The sequence below is a fragment of the Edwardsiella ictaluri ATCC 33202 genome (assembly GCF_000264785.1).
Taxonomy (GTDB): domain Bacteria; phylum Pseudomonadota; class Gammaproteobacteria; order Enterobacterales; family Enterobacteriaceae; genus Edwardsiella; species Edwardsiella ictaluri.
Window position 1 is genome coordinate 14,872 of the sequence record NZ_AFJI01000088.1, and the last position, 19,766, is coordinate 34,637.

15 protein-coding genes are annotated in these 19,766 nt (G+C 58.0%); 6 read left to right on the plus strand and 9 right to left on the minus strand.

Annotation, left to right across the window (positions count from 1 at the left end):
* Positions 1 to 46: 46 nt before the first annotated feature.
* From cycA to EIEH_RS13285, 3 genes are all read right to left on the minus strand, one after another.
* Positions 47 to 1,465: a D-serine/D-alanine/glycine transporter gene (gene cycA, locus EIEH_RS13275; RefSeq protein ID WP_015871867.1), complete on the minus strand. Its 1,419-nt coding sequence runs from the start codon at positions 1,463 to 1,465 to the stop codon at positions 47 to 49.
* 290 nt (positions 1,466 to 1,755) lie between these two features.
* Entirely contained in the window at positions 1,756 to 2,352 is a 597-nt protein-coding gene (gene mepS, locus EIEH_RS13280) for a bifunctional murein DD-endopeptidase/murein LD-carboxypeptidase (RefSeq protein ID WP_015871866.1), read from the minus strand.
* A gap of 435 nt (positions 2,353 to 2,787) precedes the next feature.
* Positions 2,788 to 3,783, minus strand: coding sequence for a CobW family GTP-binding protein (locus EIEH_RS13285; protein WP_015871865.1), 996 nt, complete (start codon positions 3,781 to 3,783; stop codon positions 2,788 to 2,790).
* A 382-nt stretch (positions 3,784 to 4,165) separates the two neighbouring features.
* On the opposite strand from EIEH_RS13285, the gene EIEH_RS13290 reads away from it, so the two are divergent.
* From EIEH_RS13290 to EIEH_RS13305, 4 genes are all read left to right on the plus strand, one after another.
* On the plus strand, positions 4,166 to 4,492 hold the full coding sequence (locus EIEH_RS13290) for a hypothetical protein (RefSeq protein WP_015871863.1): 327 nt from the start codon (positions 4,166 to 4,168) through the stop codon (positions 4,490 to 4,492).
* 212 nt (positions 4,493 to 4,704) lie between these two features.
* Positions 4,705 to 5,457, plus strand: a complete 753-nt coding sequence (locus EIEH_RS13295; RefSeq protein WP_015871862.1) for an FCD domain-containing protein — start codon at positions 4,705 to 4,707, stop codon at positions 5,455 to 5,457.
* A gap of 177 nt (positions 5,458 to 5,634) precedes the next feature.
* Positions 5,635 to 7,179, plus strand: coding sequence for an EAL domain-containing protein (locus tag EIEH_RS13300; protein ID WP_015871861.1), 1,545 nt, complete (start codon positions 5,635 to 5,637; stop codon positions 7,177 to 7,179).
* Positions 7,180 to 7,369: 190 nt separating this feature from the next.
* A complete protein-coding gene (locus EIEH_RS13305) occupies positions 7,370 to 8,956 on the plus strand; it encodes a methyl-accepting chemotaxis protein (protein ID WP_015871859.1) in 1,587 nt (528 codons plus the stop codon).
* Between the two features lie 66 nt (positions 8,957 to 9,022).
* On the opposite strand, the gene EIEH_RS13310 is transcribed toward EIEH_RS13305, so the two are convergent.
* Positions 9,023 to 10,495, minus strand: coding sequence for a mannitol dehydrogenase family protein (locus EIEH_RS13310; protein ID WP_015871858.1), 1,473 nt, complete (start codon positions 10,493 to 10,495; stop codon positions 9,023 to 9,025).
* 406 nt (positions 10,496 to 10,901) lie between these two features.
* Here EIEH_RS13310 and uxuA point away from each other — a divergent pair, with 406 nt between their 5' ends.
* Positions 10,902 to 12,092: a mannonate dehydratase gene (gene uxuA, locus EIEH_RS13315; protein ID WP_015871857.1), complete on the plus strand. Its 1,191-nt coding sequence runs from the start codon at positions 10,902 to 10,904 to the stop codon at positions 12,090 to 12,092.
* 81 nt (positions 12,093 to 12,173) lie between these two features.
* On the opposite strand, the gene yeiP is transcribed toward uxuA, so the two are convergent.
* Both yeiP and mtr read right to left on the minus strand, forming a co-directional pair.
* The gene (gene yeiP, locus EIEH_RS13320) at positions 12,174 to 12,746 is read right to left on the minus strand and encodes an elongation factor P-like protein YeiP (RefSeq protein ID WP_015871856.1); all 573 of its coding nucleotides are present in this window, start codon (positions 12,744 to 12,746) and stop codon (positions 12,174 to 12,176) included.
* A 185-nt stretch (positions 12,747 to 12,931) separates the two neighbouring features.
* The gene (gene mtr / locus EIEH_RS13325; RefSeq protein ID WP_035609896.1) at positions 12,932 to 14,182 is read right to left on the minus strand and encodes a tryptophan permease; all 1,251 of its coding nucleotides are present in this window, start codon (positions 14,180 to 14,182) and stop codon (positions 12,932 to 12,934) included.
* A 284-nt stretch (positions 14,183 to 14,466) separates the two neighbouring features.
* Between mtr and EIEH_RS13330 the strand changes: the two genes are divergently transcribed.
* Positions 14,467 to 14,727: a hypothetical protein gene (locus EIEH_RS13330; RefSeq protein WP_015871854.1), complete on the plus strand. Its 261-nt coding sequence runs from the start codon at positions 14,467 to 14,469 to the stop codon at positions 14,725 to 14,727.
* A gap of 5 nt (positions 14,728 to 14,732) precedes the next feature.
* On the opposite strand, the gene EIEH_RS13335 is transcribed toward EIEH_RS13330, so the two are convergent.
* The 3 genes from EIEH_RS13335 to EIEH_RS13345 form a co-directional block, all read right to left on the minus strand.
* On the minus strand, positions 14,733 to 15,932 hold the full coding sequence (locus EIEH_RS13335; protein ID WP_015871853.1) for a sugar efflux transporter: 1,200 nt from the start codon (positions 15,930 to 15,932) through the stop codon (positions 14,733 to 14,735).
* 136 nt (positions 15,933 to 16,068) lie between these two features.
* On the minus strand, positions 16,069 to 18,561 hold the full coding sequence (gene torA, locus EIEH_RS13340; protein ID WP_015871852.1) for a trimethylamine-N-oxide reductase TorA: 2,493 nt from the start codon (positions 18,559 to 18,561) through the stop codon (positions 16,069 to 16,071).
* Positions 18,561 to 19,730, minus strand: coding sequence for a NapC/NirT family cytochrome c (locus tag EIEH_RS13345; RefSeq protein ID WP_015871851.1), 1,170 nt, complete (start codon positions 19,728 to 19,730; stop codon positions 18,561 to 18,563). Before EIEH_RS13345 ends, torA begins: the two co-directional genes overlap by 1 nt.
* Between the last annotated feature and the right edge of the window lie 36 nt (positions 19,731 to 19,766).

The window sequence follows — 19,766 nt, forward strand, 5'->3', positions numbered from 1 at the left end:
ATTTGAATGATAGCGTGTGGGGGAGCCGGGAGGCTCCCCTATTTTTTTAGGCGGCCTCGTCACAGGAAAGCGCCGGGGGACGCTGGGTGAAACGCCAGCCGATAGCCAGCGCGATAAACCACAGCGGCGTGACCATCAACGCCTGGCGCGTATCGGTTTCCAGCGTGAGCAGGATCAGTACACCAAACAGAAAGGCGAGACAGATCCAGCACATAACGCGGCCCAGCGGCATCTTGTAGCCCGAGGCGGCGTGTCGCTGCGGATAGCGGCGGCGATAGACCAGGTAGCTACACAGAATGATCGACCAGACGAACATAAACAGCACGGCCGAGACGGTGGTGATCAGGGTAAAGACGGTGATCACGTTGGGGATCAGATAGAGCAGCACGACGCCCCCCATTAGGCACAGGCAGGAGAAAAACAGCCCGGAGGCGGGCACCGATTGACGGGACAGACGGGCGAAGCGGGCGGGGGCCAGGCCGCTTTTTGCCAGTCCGTAAAGCATGCGGCTGGTCGAAAAGATACCGCTGTTGGCGGAGGAGGCTGCTGAGGTCAGCACCACAAAGTTGATGATCCCCGCTGCGGCCGGCAGCCCGGCCAGGATAAACAGCTCCACAAAGGGGCTCTTGTCGGGCACCACTTGCTGCCAGGGGGTAACGATCATGATGGTGCACAGAGCCAGTACATAGAACATGATGATACGCAGCGGTATCGCATTGATTGCTCTGGGGAGCACGCGTTGCGGATCGCGGGTTTCCGCCGCCGTGGTGCCAACCAGCTCAATGCCGACAAAGGCGAAGACTGCGATCTGAAATCCGGCGAAGAAACCACCGATCCCGTGGGGAAAGAGGCCGCCGTGCCACAGGTTGCTGAAGGCAGCCTGCTCACCGGAAGGGGCGCGAAAGCCGCCGATGGCCATGCCCAGCCCGATCAGGATCAGGGCGATAATGGCGACGATTTTAATCATCGCGAACCAAAATTCGGTTTCACCGAACATTTTAACCGTGACCAGATTGAGCGAGAGCAGCAGTACGACACAGGAGAGCGAAATAATCCAGTCAGCCAGATGAGGAAACCAGAAGTGGGCATAGGCGGTAATGGCGACTACGTCGGCCATACCGGTGACGACCCAGCAAAACCAGTAGGTCCATCCGGTAAAATAACCGGCGCGGGCACCGAGTAGATCGGTGGCGAAATCGCTGAAGGATTTATACTCCAGGTTGGAGAGCAGTAGTTCGCCCATTGCCCGCATTACAAAAAAAAGCATAAATCCGATAATCATATAAACGAAAATAATAGATGGTCCGGCCAGGCTGATGGTTTTTCCGGAGCCCATAAACAGGCCGGTTCCGATAGCGCCCCCGATGGCAATGAGCTGAATATGGCGGTTATTAAGATTACGCTGCAGGTGTCCGTCGGACGTCGTGTCGCGTTGCTTTGTTGCCGCTGTAGATCGTTTCTCCATGTCTGCTCTCCCCCGAGTGAGCTGTTCGAAATGCGTGGATCCGACGGTTCGCTTCTTGCGACAGTTATACCCTGTGGCCGTCCTCCGTTAACGATAGTAGAAAAGAATGGCAGGTTTGAATATGGGGAGTTTAATTAAATGTTAAAAAATAGTGTTTGTCAGCGGGTTGTGAGGGGAGTGTGCCTTAGTATTGCTACGAAGTAGCGTTTTATCTTCGATATTATATTAATACCGATAAAAAACGCTGCAACAGCAGCGTTTTTTAGGATGGGAGAAAAAGCAGGGGCAATTTAGCTGTGGTTGTCAGCCTGCGCCCGCTGGGTACCGGAGAGTACCCGGCGCGCTTCACGGTAGCGTTTATTCCAGTAGGAATCGTTTAGATTGGAGATCATGACACCGCTGCTGGTGGAGGCGTGAACAAACTGGTCGTTGCCCAGATAGATACCGATGTGGCGACCCGTGGAGCCGGTGCGGAACAGAACCAGATCGCCGATACGCAGCTTAGAGCGTTTGATAGCGTGGCCGGTATCCTCCTGCTGCGAGGTTGAGCGCGGTAACTCCAAGCCAAACTGTTCGCGGAAAGTACGCTGAACAAATGCAGAGCAGTCGATACCGCGCTTGCTGTTGCCGCCCAGGCGATAACGTACGCCCTTCCAGCTGGCGTATTGATCCATAATCTTGGATTTAACATCCAGAGTGCGCACCATTTCCTCAAACTCATCCTGAGACGCCTGTAGTAATAGATTGTCTTTATTGTTGACTACATGCGTATCAGTTTGTGCGTAGCGATCGGAGGGAGCTGTAGTACATGCCGAAAGCAACACTGCGGCGGCAATGGCGGGTGCCAGACGCAGAATGTATCTCAGAACTGGTTGAGACTTGACCATTATAAATTGTTTCCCTTGTTGTCCTTAACGAGCTGTCGCTATCCGAAAATTACCCTTCCAGAGACTAATTTCCACGTGGGGTACTGACAATCGCGCTGAGGTGGAATTGTGCAGCAGAACACACTTTTTGCCCTAATTTCCGTTATTCGCAGCGAAGTCACTCTACGATCGGGGGGGGGCATTACCGGATTAAACTGTGCGTTATTGCGTACCCTACCTATATATTCAGTAGAAGCCACTGTGCTAATCATATGTAAAACAGGTCAATTATATGACCTGTTTTCTAAATTATGTACCCCTCTATTATATTGAGGAAAAAAATAAACGGGGAGAGATATCTTATCCAAAGGTAAGCAATAGTTTAATTTGACACACTTGGTAATATGTTCGGCGGTAATTTACCTGTGCCGGAAAGGTGAGGGCGTACCCACAAAGCTATATCGTAGGCGTTTCCTGTCGACGGATGCGCAGCGCCAGCAGGGCACTTTGCAGTGCGTTCCAGTCGGCCTCTGCATCATGGATCACTTCAATACGGCTGTCTGGCGGCGGCGTTTGGCGGGTCTCTATCTGTAAATCCGTGCCTTGACGGTTAATACAAAGGGTACCTTCGACTATCCGTACCGCGCCCTTAATGCGGAGCAGCGGGGTTAAACGCACCCACTCCAGTAGGCCGATGGTGTCAAAGACGCTTTCTTCACTGAAGATCCAGCCACAGCTAAAGTAGCCTTGGTCCTGGTTGAGTGCCCGTCGCCAACCCTGTCCAGGTCGTAGCCGCAGCGCGGCGATGCCTGATACCGGGGCGGATGGCGTGTGGTGATGGTGTGCGTCAGGCAGCGTTGTCGTGTGGGTTCGCGGGCGATCTAGCCATGCGGGATCGATCTGTCCGTGCTGGGTTTCGAGCAGTGTCCGTTCATCGCCCTGGGCCAGTTGCCAGTGACGCAGCGCGTCGCATGCGTCTCCGTCATAGGTATCCATTTTATTGGCGACGATAATATCTGCCGCTGCCAGCTGATCGCGAAAGTTCTCGTTGTTCTGCAGTCGCTCATCGTTGAGCTGGCGGGCATCCAGCAGACACAGCGTCGCCTGCAGCGTCAGCCAGGCGCTGTAGACGTTGCTCTCCAGCAGGCGCAGGATCTGCTTGGGGTGACCCAGTCCTGTCGGTTCGATCAGCAACCGGTCAGGCTGTGTTTTCAGCAGCATATTCAGCCCTATCTGCATCGGCAGACCGTTGACGCAGCACATACATCCGCCGGGAATTTCTTTCAGCTGCGCACCGCTGTCGGCGAGCAGCGCACCATCGATGCCTATCTCACCAAACTCATTGACCAATATCGCCCAGCGCTCCTGTGTGGGTTTACATGCCAGCAGGTGGCGTAGGGTGGTGGTTTTTCCGCTGCCCAAAAAACCGGTGATCACATTTACGCGGGTCATGCGTGGTTCCTTTGTTATTGGAGGCCGTAGAGAGCGCCAGGTGCTTTTGTGAGATAACAGACATTCTTAGGAAAAATATGCTTGGAAACAACCCTATTTTTAAAGCGTTCTCTTATCGGTGGTAACGTATTCACGACGTTATCGGTAAATATATGGGTGGTAATTATTTTTTATGCTAATCAATTGTTTTTTATTGGTTTGTGATTCTGTTTTTACTTTCTGAAAAGAAATAACTGAAGTTTTTAACTGCATTGCCGTTAGTAATCAAAGAGTTCTGCTATTTTTTAGGAGAGGTGTTAACAAGGAGTGTCACCGCTTTTTCATTCGCGATCGACGTTTGGCGAGATGAAAATACGCAGTAACTTGACGACGGGAGTGATATATGAAGCGTGAAAGCTTATCACTGGTGAAGATTGTCGTTATGGGGATGTTACTGGGGGCCGGATTGGCCGGTACCCCTGTCCAGGCCGCTGGCTCGGGAGTGGTACAGTTTGGTGGTATGATTGTGGAGGATGGTTGTCAGTTTAAAATAGTAAATAATCAGGTCTATTCCGAATGTTATCGGGACGGTAAAGCCCAGACGGCTACACACAGCGTTGAGCAGGTACAGCAGGGGGCCATGGCTCTACCGGCCCAGGTTGGCGAGAGCCATCTGAGCTGGCTGGATAATGCGCATGCGCAGGCGTTAATCACTGTCTCTTATCGTTAAGTGTCCTGCCTGGAACGTCCCTGTCAGGGCAGGGGCGTTCTTCATTATCATATTTAACCGTTATCTGCCTGCGCGTCCGCGCCCTCCTTTTTATTAATGAATTCATGCTGTGATATAATCAAAGTCACTATAGCGGCACGTTAATAGTGACAATTGGGCTGTCCAATTGGTGCTTTTACTCTACAGATGCGGCACAGCCAGAGGGGCTCGTCATGAGATTGTATCAGGAAGTCGGCAATACGCTGCGCGCCGCCATTGCACGCGGCGACTATTCTATCGGAGGTCGCCTGCCGCCGGAGCGTGATATTGCCGAATATTTTGACGTAAGCCGCAGCGTCGTGCGCGAGGCGCTGATCATGCTGGAGCTGGAGCACCTGATCGATGTCCGTAAAGGCTCAGGGGTATACGTCGTCGCTTTGCCACAAAATGTGTCTTCCCCGCGGGTACGGAATCTGGATGAGAATACCTTTGGCCCCTTTGAACTGCTGCAGGCACGCCAGCTGCTGGAGAGTGAGGTCGCGGCCTTTGCCGCGATGCAGGCGACCAAGTCCGATATTCTGAAGATGCGTCAGGCTATTGAGCAGGAGCGTCTGGCGCTAAACGCAGGGTGTGCCGATGAGAGCGCGGATGAGCAGTTTCACTGCCTGCTGGCGCAGTCGACTCAGAATAGCGTACTGGCCGGAATGGTGGAAGATGCCTGGCGTGCGCGCAAACATAACCCGCTGTGGGCGGGGCTGCATGGCCATACCCAGGATTTCAGCTACCGTTGGGACTGGCTGGAGGATCATCAAAGGATCCTTCAGGCCGTGCTGCGGCGCGACGCGCGCGACGCTAAGCAGGCGATGTGGCAGCATTTAGAGAATGTTAAGGCTAAACTATTGGAGATCTCCAATCCAGACGATCCGGGATTTGACGGCTATCTGTTTGACTCTACGCCGGTGGTGCTGGGTGACATTGCGCCATAGCGCATCGCTACACATCCACCTGCACTGCGTGTATATACTGGTGGTTGCCGTGGGGCTGCCACAGTCTGGAGAGCGGGCCTTTCCCTTGTTACAGCCTCTGCGTGTGGGGCAGTCTATACGCGGCACGCTCTGCCTACGCGCTGAACGGGTGCGCTGAGCGGGAGGTAACAAACGCAAATGATTCCTCTGGGCGGCGAACGATGGCGCAGCTATCTGCGTCCGCTGCTGTCTGCGGGCGCGGTGGGTATGGTGCTGCTATTGGCTACTGTTACCATCTCCTGGCAGGCCTCTCGGGGGTTGGCAGAGTCGGCAAAACAGCGCCTGACGCTGGCTATCGGGCAGATCGATGAGGCGCTGGACAATGCCCAGACGGCGGTCGATGCGGTCCGGCGCTATGCCGGACAGCCCTGTGATACGACATTGCATAATATGCTGGCATTTCAGGCGACAACGGTACCCGATGTGCGTTCGGTCAGTCTGGCGCAGGCGAGCGTTATCTACTGCTCCTCTCTCTACGGTGCCTTTCATGCTGAAGTCGGCGATGACCATTACACCAATAAGCGCTTGACCCTGATGTCTGGCAATCGGATTACACCGCATCGCTCGCTGGTGGTGTTTCGTGAACCTGGGCCGGGAGATGCCAGCGTGCTGGTGGGGATAGACGGTTACTATCTGCGGAATATTCTGAGGTCGCTCAGTACCCCGACACCGCTGTATTTGCGTATCGGTGCGGGCTGGATGGATCCTCAGGGGCAGGTCGTCGATGCGTTGCCGCCGGTGGACGGGCGTCGCTTTGTCCGTCATTCGTCACGCTACCCGATCTCGGTCACCACGGCCGTTCCGATCGATAGTCACTGGACGTATATGCTGGACTACTCCCGCGGCAGCCTGGTGCTGTTCCTGGTGCTGGCCTTCGTTTTTGGGGTTGGCACCTACCGTTTGGTGGGGCAGGTAAATTCGCCGGTTTTCTATCTGCGCGAGGCGCTGCGGCAGCGCCAGTTTATCCCCTATATTCAGCCGGTGGTCGATGGCGCGGATGAGTCGCTGAGCGGCTGCGAGATCCTGATGCGCTGGCAGCACCCCCAGATGGGATTGATCCCGCCGAATAACTTCATCCCATTGGCGGAGGACAGCGGCCTTATCGTAGCGATGACGCGCGATATTATGCGGCAGGTCAGCGATTATTTTGCGCCGCGCTGCCGTAGCCTGCCGACGCATTTTCACTTTGGTTTCAATATCAGCGCCAGCCATTTTAACGATTTGAGTCTGGTTGAGGAGTGTCGACGCTTTATTGATGCCTTTGAAGCCAATCCGATCCGGCTGGTGCTGGAGCTGACCGAGCGTCAGCGGGTGCCGGACGGCGAGCTGACGGAGCAAATCTTTCACAAGTTGCGGGGGTTGGGGGTACTGCTGGCGCTGGATGATTTTGGCACCGGACACTCCAGCCTAGCCTATCTACAGCGTTACCACTTTGACATTATAAAAATCGATCGAAGCTTTGTGCGGATGATCGGCAGCGATATGCTGTCGGGACACATTGTGGATACGGTGATCGCGCTGGCCAAGCGACTGGATATGATTACCCTGGCGGAAGGGGTTGAGAGCGGGGAACAGCTACAGCATCTGCGCGGCTATCGGCTGGATTATCTGCAGGGATACCTGTTTGGCTGCCCGCAGCCGTTGCCTGATTTTACCCGGGAATGGTTGAAGAGCGTCGTTTAGCGGGCGCGTCAGTAGCGCCAGAGATGACCCCGGGCGGAGGTCCGGGACACGGCCTCTACCAGATAGGTGTTATTCAATGTTTGTATGATTTATGTGCGGTCATTTATGTTTTAAAAAATGATAAAGAAAAAAGAAGCCCAGCCGATAACCTCTAACTCATGAGTACAAATGACAAGAGAATATCGGTCACATGTTTTCTAAAATTAAAATAGCCAGACTGCTTCCCATCGTAATTATTGCAATTTTTTTAATTCAAGCGGTTTCATTTATATTCTTTTACAATGTTATTAATAGTGATGCTGAGCATATTCAGGAAAACTACCAGTCGCGGCGTAACGTTATGTTTTTTAGCGATGCATGGATCAACCTGGTTCAGGCACGATCCACGCTGCGAGAGGCTCAAAATCAGGCCGCTGCGGTCACAGTCGACCGGGAGCGGTTACAGGGGCTCTTCTCCCGGGCTGGGGGGAGGATCGCAGAAGCGCGCAGCAATTATGAGGCCTATAAGGATATCCCTGACGTTGACGGACTCGACGTGAGTGTTGTTAATCGGGTTAATAATGACTTCACGAAATATCTTTCCACGGTTTCTGAAATAGTTGAGTTGCTTAAGCAGAACGATATTCAACGCGCGATAGAGTTGAATCAACAGCTTATTTCACTGAATATTGAAACACAGCATGCATATAATATATGGCAGGAAGAACATGATCGATTAATGGAGATCAGCGTTCAGAAAAGCCAGGGTGCCTGTCAGACCATGAAGTGGGCCTTGCTGCTGCTGGCGCTGTTGTCGATCCTGTGCCTGCTGCTGTGCTGGGTGTCGGTTAAGCAGGCGATGCTGATACCGCTGCAGAGCATCATCCGCAGTGTACAGCGTATTGCCAAGGGTGATCTGACGCAGCGCTTTCAGCGCCATAGTCAGAGTGAAATGGGGCTTTTGGCCGCACATATCGATGATATGCAGCGGGCGCTGCGAGAGATCGTCGCCTCCGTTCGTCACAGCGCCAGTGCCATCTACTCCGGCTCCGGCGAGATTGCAGCTGGGGGCAGCAATCTGGCCTCCCGTACCGAGGAGCAGGCCGCTGCGTTGGAGGAGACCGCCGCGAGCATGGAGCAAATGACCGCCATTGTTGATAAGAATACGGATAGTTCACGCCACGTAGCGCAGTTGGCCGGCGAGGCAACCCACACGGCGGAGTCCGGTGGACAGGCCATCGCAGAGGTGGTGAAGACCATGGAAGAGATCGCCGGCAACTCTAAACATATCGCCTCTATTACCAATGTCATCGATAGCATTGCCTTCCAGACCAATATACTGGCGCTTAACGCCGCCGTGGAGGCAGCGCGTGCCGGCGATCAGGGACGTGGCTTCGCCGTGGTGGCCAGTGAGGTACGCAGCCTGGCACAGCGTAGCGCCCAGGCGGCGAAAGAGATCAATACGCTGATCGCCTCGTCGGTCGAACGGGTCAATCAGGGCAGTGTCAATGTGTCGGCAGCCGGCGCCACCATGGAAAATATCATTAGCGCAATTACCTATTTATCCGGTCTGATCGGGGAAATCTCGTCGAGCGCAGAAGAGCAGAGCCGTGGGATTGCCCAGATCAATCAGGCCATCAACCAGATGGATACCGTGACCCAGCATAACGCTACGCTGGTGGAGGAGTCTACGGCGGCATCCCATGCGCTGGAAGGACAGGCCAAGGCGTTGACCGAGATCGTAGCGGCGTTCAACGTTAGCGATGTGCCGCTGGAGACGACGGCAGCTTTGAGATAAGGGTACGCCCGTGTCGGGTGCGCCGCAGTCTACCGCCGTCGGGCGGCAGACTGCGTTGGGACAGGATTATTCCTGACTTGCCAGCGCGGCGCAGGTACGGGCCGCGCCCTGGCGCATCAGCGACAGGTAGGCCGCGCTCACCGCCTCGACAAAGCGAGGCTCCTGCGGCAGCACATCGCCGAATACTGCGCTGACGCTCAGCAGTGCCTGAACACGCTCCGCGCCATCAGCGCTGTTAGCCACGCACTGTTTCAGGGTTTCTGCCATCGGATCGCGGACATCGATGGCCAGGCCTGCGTCATCGGTGCCGCCGACATAGCGCATCCATCCCGCGACGCCCAGCGCCAGGCAGGGGAAGGTGCTGCCGTAGGCCAGATGCCAGCGAATGGAGTCCAGCATTCGCTGCGGCAGCTTCTGGGTTCCATCCATGGCTATCTGCCAGGTGCGGTGTTTCAGGGAGGGATTACTGTAGCGTTCGATCAGCAGCGCTGCATAGCGTGCCAGATCGACACCGCTAACGCTCAGGGTTGGCGCCTGCTCCAGCAGCATCAGGCGATAGGCATTCTGGCGATAGGCGGAATCTTCCATACAGTCATTAATGTGCTGATAGCCAGCCAGATAGCCCAGGTAAGCCAGGAAAGAGTGGCTGCCGTTGAGCATGCGCAGCTTCATCTCTTCATAGGGCAGTACGTCGCTGACCAGCTCGGCGCCGACGGCTTCCCACTCGGGGCGTCCGGCGACGAAGTTATCCTCGACCACCCACTGAATAAAGGGTTCGCAGGCGATACCGCACGGGTCATCGACGCCAAGGGCCGCGCTGATCTGGGTCAGGGTCTCCTCGGTGACCGCCGGTACGATGCGATCGACCATGGTACTGGGGAAGGTGACGCTGTCGGCGATCCACGCCGCCAGCTGCGGATCGCGCGCCTGCGCCAGATCCAGCACCGCATTTTTCACCACGTGGCCGTTTTCCGGAATGTTGTCGCAGGAGAGCACGGTAAAAGGCGGCAGGCCGCGTTCGCAGCGCAGGCGCAGGGCCTCTACAATTGCACCGGGGGCGGATGCCGGCTGCTGCGGATGCGCCAGATCGGCCTTAATCAGCGGGTTGCTGAGATCCAGACGACCGCTGCCAGGCTCAATACAATAACCTTTTTCGGTGACCGTCAGGGAGACGATGGCCACCTGCGGCTCGGCCATCTTTTCTACCACGGCGTGGATACCGTCGAGGGTGGCATGCAGCGACTCATGTACCGCACCGATGACGATGGCCTGATTATGACTGGCGCCCTTCTCCAGTACGCTGTACAGATGATCCTGCTGGCGCAGCTGTTCGATCAGGGTCTCACCGCCGATCAGGTTGATCTCACAGTAGCCCCAGTCACCGCCCAGCTTATTCAGCACGCGGTCGGTAAGCAGCGCCTGATGAGCCCGATGAAATGCGCCAAATCCCAGGTGCACGAGGCGGGATTTCAGGGCGCTGCGATCGTAGGTGGGGCGCTGTACGTCGGCCGCTAAAGTATAGTTGGCGAGGTTGTTCATTCGTAACTCCATCTGATGGATGACGGAAGCAGCGCCGCCTTCAGCGGCCTGTTTCGTTGCTATAGCCATAAAAGGTGTTAGACCACTTACTGATAGGGCTTAGCGGCATGGCGCCTGCTTTTCCCGGCGACGTCGGTTTGGTCTGACAGCATTGCACAGGCTTGCAGTCTAAATTGATGTGATAGAAAATTAAATTGGTTAGTCCAAAATTCCCCGATAATCGTGAGGCGGATCAACCAATCACACTTTCGATTTTGACAGTGGCACCCGGATGCGTCAGGGTAAAGCTGAGTGATATCTGTGTCGATTTGGTATGACAGATTATGCCGGTGAAGGCCGTGAAGCGTAAAATTTGTCTGACCCGTCACAGGAAGCCCCGTTAACACACCGCAGAAGGTAACAGTAGATGGAACAAACTTGGCGTTGGTATGGCCCGAACGATCCGGTTTCCCTTGATGATGTCCGCCAGGCTGGGGCCACTGGCGTAGTGACGGCGTTGCACCATATTCCAAACGGCGAAGTCTGGAGCGTGGAAGAGATTGAAAAGCGTAAAGCGCTGTTGGCTGAGAAGGGGTTGACCTGGTCGGTGGTGGAGAGCGTTCCGGTTCATGAGGAGATTAAGACCCAGACCGGCAACTACCAGCGCCATATCGACAACTACAAGCAGAGCCTGCGCAATCTGGCGGCCTGTGGGATCGATACCGTCTGCTATAACTTCATGCCGGTGCTGGACTGGACGCGTACCGATCTGGAGTTCCAGCTGCCGGACGGCTCCAAGGCGCTGCGCTTCGATCAGATTGCCTTCGCCGCCTTTGAGCTGCATATCCTGAAGCGCCCGGGCGCCGCAGAGGATTACAGCGCGGAAGAGCAGACACAGGCCAAGTCCTACTTCGACGCGATGGGCGAGGCCGAGGTGACCAAGCTGACCGCCAATATCATTGCCGGCCTGCCGGGGGCGGAGGAGGGCTATACCCTGGATCAGTTCCGCGCCCGTCTGGCGGAGTATGACGGTATTGATAAAGCGACGCTGCGTGAACACATGGCCCATTTCCTGCGTGAAATCGTACCGGTAGCGGAGGCCTGCGGCCTGCGTCTGGCGGTGCATCCTGATGATCCGCCGCGTCCGATTCTGGGTCTGCCGCGCATCGTCTCCACTGTAGAGGATATGCAGTGGCTGAAAGAGGTTGTCGACAGCGTATACAACGGTTTTACCATGTGCACCGGGTCGTACGGCGTGCGTGCCGACAATGACCTGGTGGCGATGATCGAGCGTTTTGGCGATCGCATTCATTTTACCCACCTGCGCGCCACCTGTCGCGAAGCCAACCCGAAGAGCTTCCACGAAGGGGCTCATCTGCAGGGTGATGTCGATATGTTTGCGGTGGTCAAGGCGATCCTGACGGAAGAGTCCCGTCGTCAGCAGGCCGGCGACATGCGTCTGATTCCGATGCGTCCGGACCACGGTCATCAGATGCTGGATGATCTGAAGAAGAAAACCAACCCGGGCTACTCCGCCATTGGCCGTCTGAAAGGGCTGGCCGAGGTGCGCGGGGTCGAGCTGGCCATCAAGCGGGTCTATTTTCCGCAGATGAAGTAAAGTAACGGCGCGGGTGATGGCCTGAAAATAAAGGGGGGGACGCATGGGCGCCCCCCCTTTATTTTGCGCTAGGCGTCGGGCTTAGTCGGCGCGGCCCATAAAGCGGCGCTCTTCGACGTGAATACGGATCTTCTCGCCGCTGCTCAGGTATTCCGGCACCTGCACTACCAGGCCCGTTGACATGGCGGCCGGTTTGGTACGTGCGCTGGCGGAGGCGCCCTTGATGCTAGGCGTGGTCTCGACGATCTCCATATCAACGGTCTGCGGCAGCTCCAGCGCCAGCACCTGGCCTTCCATCGTCAGCACCTGCATGCCCGGGATGCCGCCTTCCGGAATAAACAGCAGTTCGTCTTCGATCTGCTCTTTTTTGAAGGTGTATGGGGTGTAGTCCTCGTCATCCATAAACACATACTCGTCGCCGTCAATGTAGGAAAAGGTGACGGGACGGCGGCTTAAGGTGATGGTTTCCAGCAGATCGTCACCCTTAAAACGTTCTTCGACCTTCAGCCCGGTACGCACGTCGGAAAAGCGCATTTTGTACAGGGTTGCCGCGCCGCGCGCGCTGGGGGACTGGATATCAATATCGCGGACCAACAGCAGTTTACCGTTGTAGTTTACCGCCATACCGCGTTTGATCTCGTTAGCTCTGGCCATGATTGCAATACCTTAAAAAAACAGCGGGGTTATTCGGCCGCGCTCCCGCCCGGCAGGGATGCCTCTGGCGGGACGCAGTCAGGTGGCGACACACTACCCGCCCGCTGCCGTTCAGGCAAGGGGAGGCGGTGTAAAAAGTCGGATCGGCGGGGAAAAGCGCCCCCGTAGGAGAGGGCGCTCTGGCATTAGCGGTAAATCGGTAACAGATTGAACAGGGAGAGGATATGGGCTGCAGCGTTAAGCAGGCCAAAGGCGATAACCAGGATGATGACCGCCGTCCCGCCGGGGACGCGATAGCTCGCTTGTGGAAAGCGACGGCGGCTGGCGTGCGCCATCAGCGCAGGGACGATCACCGCCCAGATCGTTGCGGCCAGACCGGCAAATCCGATGGCATACAAAAAGCCATTGGGGAACAGCAGGGCCCCGATCGTCGGCGGCACAAAGGTGGCCAGTGCACTTTTGGCCCGTCCGCTCGGGGTATCCGCAAAGCGCAGCATATCCGCGATGTAGTCGAACAGACCCAGCGAGACGCCGAGGAACGAACTGGCCAGCGCCATATAGGAGAAGGCGTTCAGCAACTGTGTGACCAATGGGCCGCTGGCGACGCTGCCCATCTGCTTGAGCAGGCTGCCGATATTGCCACCTTCGGCGATGATCTGGCGGAAGGCGGCGCGGCTGATATTGCCCTGAATCACGTACTGCCAAAAAATGTAGATCACCAGGGCGATCAGGGTGCCGTACAGCAGGCTGCGTACCACGGCGCGGCTGTCTTTGTTGTAGTACTTAACCAGCCCCGGCACGTTGCCGTGGTAGCCGAACGACGTCAGCAGATAGGGCAGCGCCGCCAGCGCGTAGGGCAGGTAGTTCGCCTGGGTATCCGCGCTGTCAAACAAGATCGCGCGGTCGACGTGAGTAAACATGTCACCGGTTGACAGCAGGAAGGTGATCACCATTCCGCCGATCAGTATGGTGCTCAGGCGATCGACCGCGCGGGTTGACAGCCAGACGATAAAGCCAACCAGCAGGGCGAAGACTCCGCCGGCCAGCGGCTGCCCTACCTCGGCCAGCGGCGCCAGGGTATGGGTGATGATGGAGCCGCCGGCGGAGATGTAGGCGTAGGTCAAAATATACAGCACGAAGGCGATCGACAGCCCGTTGACGCTGTTCCATCCCTTCCCCAGCAGATCGCCGACCATGGTGTGAAAGCTGGCGCCCGCCGGGTAGTGCAGGTTGCTCTCCAGGATCATCAGACCGGACAGATACATGCAGGCCCAGGTGACGAGCAGCAGCACGACGGAGAGGCTAAACCAGACGCCGGCGGTGACGACAGGGATCGAAAACATACCGGCGCCGACGGCGGTGCCGGCGATGATCATCGCGCCGCCCAGAACGGAGGGGCGTTGCAGCGAATGGGTCAAGGTCTGCTCCATGGTCATAGGGTGTTGCTCCTGGGTATAATTCTTGTGTACTAGCTCAATGGTACGACGTCGTGCGCGGAAAGTAAACTATTTAGACGGATGGTGAATAAAAAAATGGATAATATTCACTATATATATAGTAATGATGCGGGAGCCTTGCCCATTGCGCGGTGAATTTCAGCTGCGGCGGGGCTAGCGGCGGTGGCGGTGCTCTGGTAGGGTATGCGCCCGGCACGAGGGGCGGCGTTTTTTTATCCACCCGTGCGCATCAGTGACCGCCTTTAGGCGGGAAGGAGAGAGTGATGGAGTGTCGTAGCGACTGCGGTGCCTGTTGTATTGCCCCGTCGATATCCAGCCCGATCCCGGGGCTGCCGCAGGGTAAACCGGCGGGGATCCCCTGCCCGCAGCTGAATGGAGTAATGCGCTGCCGCCTGTTTTACAGCCCCGCGCGTCCGGCGGTGTGTGGGCAACTTAAACCCTGTGCTGAAATGTGCGGACAGAGCCGCGAAGCGGCCCTGGGCTATCTGCGGCATCTGGAGCAGGAGACGGCGCCGGACGGATAGCCGCTCTACGTCGTTACGGCCGGGCGATCCGGCTTTATCTGCAGCAGGCAGGCGAGGGCGATGAACAGCATCACCAGCGCCACCGGGAATACGGATGCGTAGCTCCAGATTTCGGCCAGTGCACCGGCCACGGAGCCGGCGATGATCCAGCCGATACGTCCGCTGGTGGTGAACAGCGTCGTGGCTGAACCCGCCTGTCCCGGCATCAGATCCTGAAAGTAGAGCATGCCGATCCCGGCCAGAATACCGATAAATACCGCGTTGAGCAGCTGTAGGGCCAACAGCGCCCAGGGCTGGGTAAGCCACAGCAGCCCGCCGTAAAACAGCAGACCGGCTATCAGCGCCAGGAGCATCAGTCGCCGCTTTCCCAGCCGTCCGGCATAGACGCCGGCGAGCAGCATCGTCGGGATCTCCAGCCCGGCGGCAGTTCCCATCATCAGACCCGCCAGGCGCTCCGGCAGCTGCAGCTGGCCGCAGATATACAGCGGCATATTGATCAGGTACATGCTGTTACAGGTCCACATCAGTGTGGCGCAGGCCAGCAGCAGCAGGGTCTGGTGCCGATTACGCCGCGGCGCCTGCGTGCCGCCGTGTGGCGTCTCTGCCGTCCGCGGCATGGACGGCAGCCAGCGCCAGACAATGGCGGCGCACAGCAGAAAGGTGAGGGTGGCGGCCAGATACATAAAGGTAAAGCCCCAGCCCAGCGCCATGGCAAAGGCCAACGGTGGACCAATCACCCAGGCCAGGGAGATTTGCGCGCGCAGTACGGAGCTGAACATCACCGCCTCTTTGCCGCAGCGATCGGCGTACTCCCGCGCCAGGGCAAACATCTGCGGGTTGGCGGTGGAGCCAAAGCTGGTCAGACAGACGCCGACGATCAGCAGCAGATAGTAGTTACGGTTGTAGGCGAACAGCAGGCAGCCCAGTGCTCCCAGCAGGCAGCATAGCAGGATCAGTTGTTTACGATCGCCGCGCCGATCGGAGAGGTTGGCGAGCCACTGGCTGACGATGATGCCAATGACCGCGCTGCCGGTATAAAACAGCCCGACCATCAGCGGGCTGCCGGTAATCTGACTTGAGAGAAACAGGCTCAGCGTCGGAGTCTGTAGCGCCCCGGCAATTCCGGTCAGAAAAGCGACGATCAGGAAGGCGCTGCCGGTACGATCGGGTAAACGCCGGGCAAGATGGTGGGCAAAAGTCAGCATGAGAAAACCGGTATCGGGTCAGGGCGTCAGGGGATATGCGCTGCGCATGTTACCGGTAATTCTCTAAAATGAAAAGGGGTTTCAATATTTATCTGCGCCAGGAGAAGCGGCCAGGTTTCCCCAGCCGCATAAGGGGTTAGGCGCCGCGTGGCACGTCGTGCGCAGTGTTGAGCGGCGGCGTGCCGCGGAACCTCTCGATCTCCAGCTGCGCCATATGGCCGCAGTTGCCCTGGGCCAGATTCGAGGAGCCGATGTCGAAGGTCAGGCAGTTCACATTGCCGTTCTTGCACAGTGAACCGGGCTGCGCCGGATCAGCCGGGTCGAACCAGGCGCCTTCGCTGATCCGCACGACGCCGGCACGAATATCCTCGGTGACGATGGCGCCGACCAGGATCTGCCCGCGATCGTTCCAGGCCCGCACCACATCGCCGTGGGCAATTCCGCGCGCTTTGGCGTCCTGTGGGTGGATCAGGATCGCCTCGCGATCGGCGACCGCATACTTCTCACGCAGCGGGGTGTTGTCCAGCTGTGAGTGCAGGCGGTTGACGGCGTGGGCGGTGCTCAGGGAGAGCGGGAAGCGCTGGGCGACCTCGCTCTGATACCACTCATGGGGGGGCAGCCAGCTGGGCAGGCCCCGACAGTCGCTGTAGTGCATGGCGGCGATGGTATCGGAGTAGATTTCGATCTTGCCGGAGGGGGTCCCGAGCGGATTCAGCAGCGGGTTCTCGCGGAAGTCGGCGTAGCGCACCCAGTTCTTATTGGCGGCGGGGATCGGGAAGCGGATGTAGTTATTGGACGCCCAGAACATATCGAACGGCGGCAGCGCGACGCGCGCGTTGCGTGCCTGGGCCGTCATGCCATCGTACATCCCTTTCAGCCAACGGGCTTCATCCTTACCCTCGCTAAAGGCGTCCAGCACCCCCAGCTTTTCGGCCAGACCGGCGAAGATGGCGAAGTCGTTGCGCGCCTCATGCTGCGGGGGAACGCACTGGTGCATCGGGAAGACATACAGCTGCGAATAGTCTCCGCCCATCTCCAGATCGTTACGCTCATAGCTGGTGGTGGCCGGCAGGACGATATCGGCATACTTGGCGGTGGCGGTCCAGTAGGGCTCGTTGACCACGATGGTCTCCGGACGGCGCCAGGCGTCGATCAGATTATTGGTGTTCTGATGGTGGCCAAAGGGGTTGCCGCCGGCGACGTAGACCATCTTCACATCAGGGTAGGTGACCTTACCGCCGTTAAAGTCGATGGTTTTCCCCGGGTTGGCCAGGCAGTCGGCGATACGTGCCACCGGGATCGGCGTGGGGCTGTTTTGCGGGGCATTGCCGGCAGAGATGCCGGAGATAATGCCGCCGCGCGCGGTCGGGCTGCCGCCGGAGGAGTAGTGGTAGCTAAAGCCAAAGCCGCCGCCGGGCAGGCCGATCTGCCCCAGCATGGCCGCCACGGTGACCAGCAGCCAGTGGGGCTGTTCACCGTGGTGCTGGCGCTGAATGCCCCAGCCGGCCATGAGCATGGTGCGGTGGTGCGCCATATCCCGCGCCAGGCTGCGCAGGGCATCGGCGTCGACGCCGCTGATGGCGGCCGCCCATGCGGCGTCTTTAACTACGCCGTCATCCTTGCCGTTGAGGTAGTCGGCAAAGCGATCGAATCCCACGGTATAGGTGGTGAGGAAGTCGCTGTCGTGCAGCTTTTCGCTCAGCAGGGTATGGGCGATACCGAGCAGCATGGCCGAGTCGGTATAGGGGTGCGGGGCGATCCATTCCGCGTTGAGCTGGGTGGTACTGGCGCTGCGTACCGGATCGATGCTGATGATGCGGGTGCCTTTTTTCTTCAGCGCCTCAAAGCCGGTCTGGCCGACGTGGTCCGGGATATTCCAGCTGTTCTCAAGGGTGATCATGGGGTTACATCCCCACAGGACGATCAGCTCACTGTGCTCGATGACGTTGGGCCAGGCGGTCTGCTGTTCGTAGACCTCCATGGAGCCGACCACATGGGTCATGATTACCTGGGCCGCGCCGGTGGAGTAGTCACCGGCGTAGCCGAGGAAGCCCCCGCTCAGGTTCATCAGCCGCTGCAGCAGAGTGCGGCTGTTATGCAGCATGCCGACGCTTTTCCAGCCGTAGGAGCCGGCGTGGATGGACTGCGGCCCGTACTGTTTCTGCAGGCGGGCAATCTGCCCGCTGACCAGCGTCAGGGCCTGATCCCAGCTCACGCGCACCCACTCATCGCACCCGCGCAGCTCGGGGCGGCCGTGCTCTGCGCCGCCCTCCAGCCAGCTTTTGCGCACCATGGGATACTTGATCCGGTTGGCGGCGTGCACCTGGTAAGGTGCCATGGTGATCAGGTCGTTGGGACAGGGATCGTCGCTGACCGGCTGCACGCCGACCATGCGTCCCGATTCGACGATAGCCTCAAAGGCGCCCCAGTGGGCGCCGGTCAGGATCCCCTTCTGTGCCGGCTGCAGGGCGGTAAACTGGGGCAGCGTCTGGCTAATCGCCTGCGCCAGCGCCGATTTCGGCCACAGTCCGGTCAGCAGGGGGGCGCCCAGCAGGGCCGCGCCACCGGCGATAAAGCGGCGGCGGGATACGCACAGCGGCGCAGCGGGCAGGGATGTTGTCTTGCTCATCACTTGGGCTCCTTGGTGTGATCTGCACCGCTAGCGGACATATCGCTGGCGTGTTTCTGGACATATTGGGTCAGCAGTCGCAGCTGCTCTTCATTCAGCGAGGTGCGCGATGCCATGCCTTTCACCACCCCGATCCATTGGTTGGCGTTGAAGCGATCCAACGCGGTCAGGCCGTGGCAGCCGGTGCAGTTGGCAGACATCATATCGGCGGCATAGCGCCAGATGGGCTGTTCACTGCCGATGAGACTGGCCTTGGGCAGCCAGATGGACAGCGTGACCCGGTGCCATACCAGCCCGGTCGCGGCGTCGGTGTCACTGGACAGCACTTTCACCTGTTTACGGGCCGCCTCTCCCAGCAGCGCGGAGAGGATACGTTTACCCTGCGCTGCATAGATCACCTGGCTAACACCATTCTGCTGCCAGCCGCTCAGCTCACCCTCTACCATCTCCCCGCGGCGTTGCAGCACCCGGATCTCCGTCGATGGCATCAGGTTGCCGTCGCTGTGCGCTCCGGCCTGAGGTGCCAGGAAGAAGGGCTGCGTCGAGATAGCGTAGAGGGTACTGACGTTGTCGGGTGTTTTGGCGGCGGTGGCGGCCAGCTCGCTGGCACCGGCGGCGCTCAGGGCGCTCATATCTGGCAGAATATGGGCGACCCCCTTATGACAATCGATACAGGTTTCCCCTTTCTTGATGGCGACGGGGTGCTGCTTACGGGCCTCTGCGCTCTGATCGATGATGTCCATGGCCTGGTAGCTATGACAGGAACGGCAGGTGGCGGAGTCATTGGCCTTCATGGTACTCCAGACGCTCTGTGCCATGGCCAGCTTGTGAGCCTGATACTTCTCCGGCGTATCGATTTTTCCGGTCAGTTCGCCGTAGACATCCTTCAACGCCAGCGCCTTGGTCTTCAGTAGGTCGAGGGGCTGCTGCGGGATGTGGCAATCGGCGCAGTCGGCCCGGATCCCCGGTTTATTCTGGAAGTGGACGCTGCCCTGATATTCGGCCAGAGGCTGTTGCATGGTATGGCAGGAAACACAAAACTCGGTGCTGCTGGTTTTGTGCAGAACGGTGAAGGTCGCAGCCAGCAGGGCGATGCCGAGGATGATCCCCAGCAGTACCAGCCACGGCCAACGCCGGCGTCGCCCGGAGGCGGCGTAACGATTGCTCATAATGATGACCTTATTATTATGGGAGAGAGTTTTTAC

Bases quoted from the DNA above. Each gene is read 5' to 3' on its own strand.
- cycA (WP_015871867.1), bottom strand. From the start codon at position 1,465: ATGGAGAAACGATCTACAGCGGCAACAAAGCAACGCGACACGACGTCC.
- mepS (WP_015871866.1), bottom strand. From the start codon at position 2,352: ATGGTCAAGTCTCAACCAGTTCTGAGATACATTCTGCGTCTGGCACCC.
- EIEH_RS13285 (WP_015871865.1), bottom strand. From the start codon at position 3,783: ATGACCCGCGTAAATGTGATCACCGGTTTTTTGGGCAGCGGAAAAACC.
- EIEH_RS13290 (WP_015871863.1), top strand. From the start codon at position 4,166: ATGAAGCGTGAAAGCTTATCACTGGTGAAGATTGTCGTTATGGGGATG.
- EIEH_RS13295 (WP_015871862.1), top strand. From the start codon at position 4,705: ATGAGATTGTATCAGGAAGTCGGCAATACGCTGCGCGCCGCCATTGCA.
- EIEH_RS13300 (WP_015871861.1), top strand. From the start codon at position 5,635: ATGATTCCTCTGGGCGGCGAACGATGGCGCAGCTATCTGCGTCCGCTG.
- EIEH_RS13305 (WP_015871859.1), top strand. From the start codon at position 7,370: ATGTTTTCTAAAATTAAAATAGCCAGACTGCTTCCCATCGTAATTATT.
- EIEH_RS13310 (WP_015871858.1), bottom strand. From the start codon at position 10,495: ATGAACAACCTCGCCAACTATACTTTAGCGGCCGACGTACAGCGCCCC.
- uxuA (WP_015871857.1), top strand. From the start codon at position 10,902: ATGGAACAAACTTGGCGTTGGTATGGCCCGAACGATCCGGTTTCCCTT.
- yeiP (WP_015871856.1), bottom strand. From the start codon at position 12,746: ATGGCCAGAGCTAACGAGATCAAACGCGGTATGGCGGTAAACTACAAC.
- mtr (WP_035609896.1), bottom strand. From the start codon at position 14,182: ATGACCATGGAGCAGACCTTGACCCATTCGCTGCAACGCCCCTCCGTT.
- EIEH_RS13330 (WP_015871854.1), top strand. From the start codon at position 14,467: ATGGAGTGTCGTAGCGACTGCGGTGCCTGTTGTATTGCCCCGTCGATA.
- EIEH_RS13335 (WP_015871853.1), bottom strand. From the start codon at position 15,932: ATGCTGACTTTTGCCCACCATCTTGCCCGGCGTTTACCCGATCGTACC.
- torA (WP_015871852.1), bottom strand. From the start codon at position 18,561: ATGAGCAAGACAACATCCCTGCCCGCTGCGCCGCTGTGCGTATCCCGC.
- EIEH_RS13345 (WP_015871851.1), bottom strand. From the start codon at position 19,730: ATGAGCAATCGTTACGCCGCCTCCGGGCGACGCCGGCGTTGGCCGTGG.